Genomic DNA, 5286 nt, shown 5'->3' with positions numbered 1-5286 from the left:
ATGAGATCCACCCCGGCGAGATTCTGGTGGAGGAATTCATCAAGCCGATGGGCTTGACCAATGCGCGGGTAGCATCCGATATCGACGTGCCCACCTCGCGCATCAGCGAAATCGTGAACGGCAAGCGCCCGATTACCGTCGACACAGCGATGCGCCTCGGCGTGTACTTCGGCATGGAGCCGCGCTTCTGGCTGAATCTGCAAGCGGAGTATGACGTTCGGGTGGCGGAGCAGGAGCTGCTTCCCGAGATCAAGGGCCGGATCCGTCCACTCAATGTTCAAGCTTCATAAGCGGAAAGAACGCTTTCAAACTCGCTCCTGAAATGGAGCGCGGGGCAAGACGCCCCTCACCGCATAATCCCCGTCTTCGCAAACGTCTCGCTCGTCGTCCCGCTCAGATGCCCCCTGAGCCACTTGTGCGCCGGGCTGCGCGTATCCCGCTCATGCCACAGCATGTCCACGTGCACATTCGGCAGATCAAAGGGCAGTTCTTTCGTGACCAGCGCACCGGTGATGCCGGTCGAGGCGATCAGGTGCCGTGGCAGCACCGTGATGAGGTCCGAGGTTGCCACCACGCGGCCGGCGGTGAAGAACTGGTTCACCGTCAGCAGGATGCGCCGCTCACGGCCCATCTTGGCCAGCGCCTCGTCGACCAGGCCATGCGCGCGGCCCGAGAAGCTGACCAGCAAATGGTTGGCCGAGCAGTAGCTGTCCACCGTCAGTTCCTCGTTGGCCAGCGGATGGTCCTTGCGCATCACGCACACATAGCGGCCGGAATACAGCTGCTCGTGCCGGATCGGCGAGACCGAGGTGCCTTGCCCGCCCGCGAGCTGCGCGGTGACGCCGGGGAAGAAGCCGACCGCAAGGTCGATGTCGCCGCGCAGCAGCATCGGGCGCGGTTCGCGTGTCGTCAGCGGCACCATGCGGATCGTGAGCTTGGGCGCCTCGCGCTCGATCGAGCGTACGAGAGCCGGCAGCCACAGGGCGGCGGTGGCGTCCGCCATCGCCAGGCGGAAGGTGTTGTGGGCGTTGGCGATATCGAAGTTCTGCTCCGGCGTGATCGCTTCTTCCAGCGCCGACAAGGCCTGGCGCACCGCCGGCCACAAGTTTTCCGCGCGCGGCGTCGGCTTGACGCCGTGCGCGGTGCGGATCAGCAGTTCGTCGCCGAGCGAATCCCGCAGACGCCGCAGGGCGTTGGAAACGGCTGGCTGGGTCATCGCCAGGCGGTTCGCGGCACGCGTGAGATTCTGTTCCGTCATCACCGCGTCAAAGACCCGCAGCAGGTTCAGATCGAGGGTGAGAAAGCTCATGGTGTTGCCCTAGTGCGTTGATTAATAAAAAGAAAATTGATTGGTGGTATTCACAGGGATTATAGCTGATATGCCTAAAGGAAATTGGTTATATAACTGGCGGATGCCTATACTGCGATGCAACAAAGCACTATTTCGTCGTAAAAGTTTTGCGTAGGAGCAAACATCATGTCGGTACTTTCTCTTGCATTCCCTGCTGAAGCCTTCGCTGCCAACGCCATGGCGGTTGCCCGTCCGCTGCTGGGCCTCGGCGTCCTCGCCGCCCTGATGGTGGTGTTCAAGCCCCTGCTGGTCGGCATGCTGCGTGCCGCCCTGCTGGTCGTCAAGCCGCGCAAGTCACTCGAAGAGCGTTCCCAGCGCAGCATGATGCAAAGCGTGCTCATGCTCAACCGCATGGCGCGCGATCTCGACCGCGTCGAGCCCAGCCTGGCGAACGAACTTCGCTCCATCGCATCGCGCCAATAAGCTTGAACTAAATCCGGCATCGAGAGCCAAACATGTCCATCGTCGCGCACCCGAACCTGCCATCCCGTGCTTCTGCGTACCGTCAGCCGGCGGAGGGTGCGTTCGCCCAGGCCGTGCTGCGACTGCGCCGTTCGCGCAGCCTGGCATCGATGCTGCCCGCCCTGCTGTTCAGCGGGCTGATGACCCTGGTCGTCACTGCGGTGATGCACGCGACCTCGGGTGCGGTGGCAGACGGTTTTCTCGGCCGCTGGATGGAAAGCTGGCTGACCGCCTGGCCGATCGCCTTCCCGGTTGCTTACCTGACCGGTCCGGCACTGCAGAGGCTGGCAGCGGCGATCTCGGCGCCGGCGCGCATGCAAGCGCGCGATCCCGGCCTGGCATTCGGCGATATCGCCGACGCATCGCGCCGTGTCACGCGGCGCCACGGATACGCGGTCTTGCGCGGCCTGAAGCCTGCCAAGGACTTCAGCGCAGTGTAAGGCCCCTCGTTGTCTCCTCCTCCCTCCTAAGGAAGGATTGGCCCCGCCGGCTTCGGCTCGCGGGGCTTTTTTACGCCTTGTCGATCAGCCGCCGGGCTGCTTCCAGTGCGTCCGCCAGCGCCGCGCTTTCGGTCGGCGCGTACTGCTCGGCGTTGTGGCGCGGCGGCCGGTCGTCCAGCACGAACCACCAGTCCCAGCGCGAACCGACCTGTTCGGTGTGCACTTCGATCTTGCGGTCCTTGTAATGATGTTCCGTCATGTCAGCCTTTCTGCTACGCGACAAAAAAACCTTTCCTGCTTAAGATTACACACTTGCCCAGGAGGTGTCATACATGCCGATGCAGCGCCCGCTCAACACGCTCGCGATGCTTTTCGCCGCCGCCGGTCTTGCCGCATGCGCGACCACGGTGAGCAACCAGACCGTCTCGATCCAGGAAGATTTCGCTTCCACGGATATCCACGCCCACAGCTTTCCGGGCACGGACAGGGCGACCTGCGAGGCGGCGCGGCGCGCGCTGCTGAGCCAGGGCTATGTGATCCACGAGGCGAGCCCGTCGCTGGTACGCGGACGCAAGAACTTCCAGCCCGGTGCCGATGTGCATGTGCAGATGGAATTCCATGTCGTGTGCGCGCCCGACAGCAAAGGCAGCAACAGCACCACCGCCTTTGCCAACGCCGTGCGCGACCGCTATTCGCTGAAGAAGAGCAGCAACTCCGCCAGCCTCGGCGTGCCCGCGCTGGGATCGGTATCGGTCCCCTTCGGCATGAGCGACGAATCGCTGGTGAAGGTCGCCAGCGAGACCATCGACAACAAACTGTTCTACGAACGCTTCTTCGCCCTCGTGGAGCGTTATTTGGACGATTCCTCGGTGCCCGAGGAAGAAAACACGGCCAACAACCTGGAACAGCAGTGAACTCCCCGATCGACCCGGCGCTGCTCGAACTGCTCGTGACGCGCGAAATGCCCTTCGGTAAATACAAGGGGAGGCTGATCGCCGACCTGCCGGGCCACTACCTGAACTGGTTTGCGCGCGAAGGCTTCCCGCCGGGCGAAACCGGCCGCCTGCTCGCCTTGATGCAGGAGCTGGATCACAACGGCCTGTCGTCCCTGCTCGATCCCTTGCGCCACAAGCCGCGCGTCTACCGCTGAACGCTGGCCAGCGCCTGCCGCGCCATCGCCAGAGCGCCCTCATAGGAGCGCGCCGCCGCGATGAACAGGTTGTTGTGGCAGAAGACCGCATCTTCCACGCCGGTGACCGCCGCCAGATCCTCGCCCTGCAGGCCCGCCCATGCCGCCGGCAGGTCCGCGCGCGACGCGAAGGTGTCCGGGTTGGCGGGCACCGTGTGCAGCATGTAGCGATCGTCCGCCATGCCGTAGCTGAGGACGAACAGCACCTTCGGCATCTCGTTGCGCACGATCGCCGTCCAGGGCAGCGCGGCATTGTCGAGATAGAGCAGGCGGCCCTCCTCCAGCACCCGCGCCTTGCGCACCTTGTCGAGTGCCAGCAGCGTGCCGACGCGGTATTTCACCTGGTTGACGAGCACATCCGCGACCAGCGTCATCGCGCGGCGGAACTGCTGCAGCCGCATCGCCTCAGCGGCCTCGGCGCTGCCCGCCTGCTGCTCATCCAGCCAGCCGGGATTGAAACCGGAGACGATCGCCGACAAGCCGTAACCGCCGGGCGCATTACGCGCGGCGCCGTTGTCAGACATGTCGAGGTATTGCACGAGATCGGCGTCGATGGCCCAGGCGATCTGCTGCGCATCGGCGTCATCCGGCACATGGCCGGTGTGGCGCTGCGCCAGCAGGCTCACGCAGCGCGCGCCGTGCGTGCGCCACACCAGCCCCGCGCTCGCATACAGCACGCCCGACTGGCGCGTGCCGGCAAAGCCCTTCTGATGGTGATCGAAGCGCCCCGCCGACGGATCCCAGATGCCGCCGACATCGACTGCGAAATCGGCGGCGCGCACCTGCTCGGGATCGCGCGTGCGCACCAGCGTGCAGCCGGGGAAAACGATGTCCAGCACGGTCACCGCCCAGACATCGTCGGCGTGGAATTTTCCGGAATGGGTGGCAATGATCATGGGCGCGCAGGCATGGGAAAAACATGCATTCTAAGCTGCGGGCCGCATGCGCGGGGCGGCCCTATTCGGACGGCGGGACAGAGCGCTCGATCGACTGCTTGAGTTTGCTCTGCTCGTCCGGCTCCGCCGCCTTCGACATGGCCTCAGCCGGGTCGGTCTCGCCTGTCCCTGGCGCAGCGAAGTCCAGCGGCATCTGTCCGACACGGCGCGCCTGGTCCGACTGCTGGTCGAAGTTCTGCTCTTCCGCCACCGAGTAGCGGCCATCCTCCGCGTCGTCGTCCGAAGACTGGGACAGCGATGCCGCCGATTGCATGGTCTGGTCGCTCTGCGCGCTGTCGCGCTGCTCGGCGGCCGTGCGTCCGACAGTCTTGCCGGCGCTCTCGCCGGTCGATTGCCCGCCATGCACCTCGCCGCGCCACGCGCCGGTTTCCGCACCGCGCTCCTCGATGAACTGCTTGAAGCGCGCCAGATCGTCTTCCAGGCGCAGCGCCACCATCTCTTCCGGATTGCCGCTGCGTTCGGCGGGCACCAGTGCCGGGTCGCACTCCACCGTCATCGTGAGGCGTGCGCCATCGTCGCCCATGGGCTGCAGTTCGACCTTGCCCGACTGCATGGGCCCGCCGTCATTGCGCCATGCGATGCAGCGGTCGGGAATCTGTTCGACGATTTCCGAGTCCCACTCCAGCGGCTGGTAAGACATCTTCGCCGACCAGTGCAGGTGGGTGTCGTCGAGCTGGTGCACCGTCTCCACGTCCTGCATGAAGCGCGGGTATTCCTCGAACTGCGTAAGCTGGTTGTAGACCATATGTACCGGCATGCCGATATCGATCGATTGCTGGATTCTTGCCATGATGAACCTCCGTCTCTGTTTATGCTTGAGAACACAAGGCGGGGCACAAGTTGCGTCAATCTTGAATTGCGAGGCCGGACCATGAGAGCAGACAGCGC

The 5286-nt window shown here is 64.3% G+C and carries 9 protein-coding genes; 5 read left to right on the top strand and 4 right to left on the bottom strand.

Annotation, left to right across the window (positions count from 1 at the left end):
* A partial coding sequence (locus VFF99_RS13330; protein WP_325018646.1) for a HigA family addiction module antitoxin occupies window positions 1-290 on the top strand: 290 nt, incomplete at its 5' end.
* 56 nt (window positions 291-346) lie between these two features.
* Here the strand turns inward: VFF99_RS13330 and VFF99_RS13325 are convergent.
* Window positions 347-1309 (bottom strand): LysR family transcriptional regulator, encoded by a 963-nt coding sequence (locus tag VFF99_RS13325; protein WP_325018645.1) that lies wholly within the window; start codon window positions 1307-1309, stop codon window positions 347-349.
* Window positions 1310-1477: 168 nt separating this feature from the next.
* Here VFF99_RS13325 and VFF99_RS13320 point away from each other — a divergent pair, with 168 nt between their 5' ends.
* Together VFF99_RS13320 and VFF99_RS13315 are read left to right on the top strand one after the other, a co-directional pair.
* Window positions 1478-1774: a hypothetical protein gene (locus tag VFF99_RS13320; protein ID WP_325018643.1), complete on the top strand. Its 297-nt coding sequence runs from the start codon at window positions 1478-1480 to the stop codon at window positions 1772-1774.
* A 32-nt stretch (window positions 1775-1806) separates the two neighbouring features.
* Window positions 1807-2253 (top strand): DUF2798 domain-containing protein, encoded by a 447-nt coding sequence (locus VFF99_RS13315; protein ID WP_325018641.1) that lies wholly within the window; start codon window positions 1807-1809, stop codon window positions 2251-2253.
* A 70-nt stretch (window positions 2254-2323) separates the two neighbouring features.
* Here the strand turns inward: VFF99_RS13315 and VFF99_RS13310 are convergent, their stop codons facing one another.
* Window positions 2324-2512: a hypothetical protein gene (locus VFF99_RS13310; protein ID WP_325018639.1), complete on the bottom strand. Its 189-nt coding sequence runs from the start codon at window positions 2510-2512 to the stop codon at window positions 2324-2326.
* Between the two features lie 73 nt (window positions 2513-2585).
* Here VFF99_RS13310 and VFF99_RS13305 point away from each other — a divergent pair, with 73 nt between their 5' ends.
* Window positions 2586-3167, top strand: coding sequence for a DUF2242 domain-containing protein (locus VFF99_RS13305; protein ID WP_325018638.1), 582 nt, complete (start codon window positions 2586-2588; stop codon window positions 3165-3167).
* Window positions 3168-3175: 8 nt separating this feature from the next.
* Window positions 3176-3403 carry a DUF3820 family protein gene (locus VFF99_RS13300; RefSeq protein ID WP_325018648.1) on the top strand — a complete coding sequence of 76 codons (228 nt, stop codon included), beginning with the start codon at window positions 3176-3178 and terminating at the stop codon, window positions 3401-3403.
* Here the strand turns inward: VFF99_RS13300 and VFF99_RS13295 are convergent.
* Window positions 3394-4338, bottom strand: coding sequence for an MYG1 family protein (locus VFF99_RS13295; RefSeq protein ID WP_325018636.1), 945 nt, complete (start codon window positions 4336-4338; stop codon window positions 3394-3396). The two genes, VFF99_RS13300 and VFF99_RS13295, sit on opposite strands and share 10 nt — an antisense overlap.
* 61 nt (window positions 4339-4399) lie before the next feature.
* Window positions 4400-5188: an SRPBCC family protein gene (locus VFF99_RS13290; RefSeq protein WP_325018634.1), complete on the bottom strand. Its 789-nt coding sequence runs from the start codon at window positions 5186-5188 to the stop codon at window positions 4400-4402.
* Between the last annotated feature and the right edge of the window lie 98 nt (window positions 5189-5286).

The sequence above is a fragment of the Noviherbaspirillum sp. genome (assembly GCF_035654295.1).
Classification (GTDB): Bacteria; Pseudomonadota; Gammaproteobacteria; order Burkholderiales; family Burkholderiaceae_D; genus Noviherbaspirillum.
This window is presented reverse-complemented; position numbering and strand designations above follow the sequence as displayed.

Excerpts from the sequence above, each read along its gene's own strand:
- VFF99_RS13320 (WP_325018643.1), top strand. The coding sequence starts at position 1,478 with ATGTCGGTACTTTCTCTTGCATTCCCTGCTGAAGCCTTCGCTGCCAAC.
- VFF99_RS13325 (WP_325018645.1), bottom strand. The coding sequence starts at position 1,309 with ATGAGCTTTCTCACCCTCGATCTGAACCTGCTGCGGGTCTTTGACGCG.
- VFF99_RS13310 (WP_325018639.1), bottom strand. The coding sequence starts at position 2,512 with ATGACGGAACATCATTACAAGGACCGCAAGATCGAAGTGCACACCGAA.
- VFF99_RS13315 (WP_325018641.1), top strand. The coding sequence starts at position 1,807 with ATGTCCATCGTCGCGCACCCGAACCTGCCATCCCGTGCTTCTGCGTAC.
- VFF99_RS13295 (WP_325018636.1), bottom strand. The coding sequence starts at position 4,338 with ATGATCATTGCCACCCATTCCGGAAAATTCCACGCCGACGATGTCTGG.
- VFF99_RS13305 (WP_325018638.1), top strand. The coding sequence starts at position 2,586 with ATGCCGATGCAGCGCCCGCTCAACACGCTCGCGATGCTTTTCGCCGCC.
- VFF99_RS13290 (WP_325018634.1), bottom strand. The coding sequence starts at position 5,188 with ATGGCAAGAATCCAGCAATCGATCGATATCGGCATGCCGGTACATATG.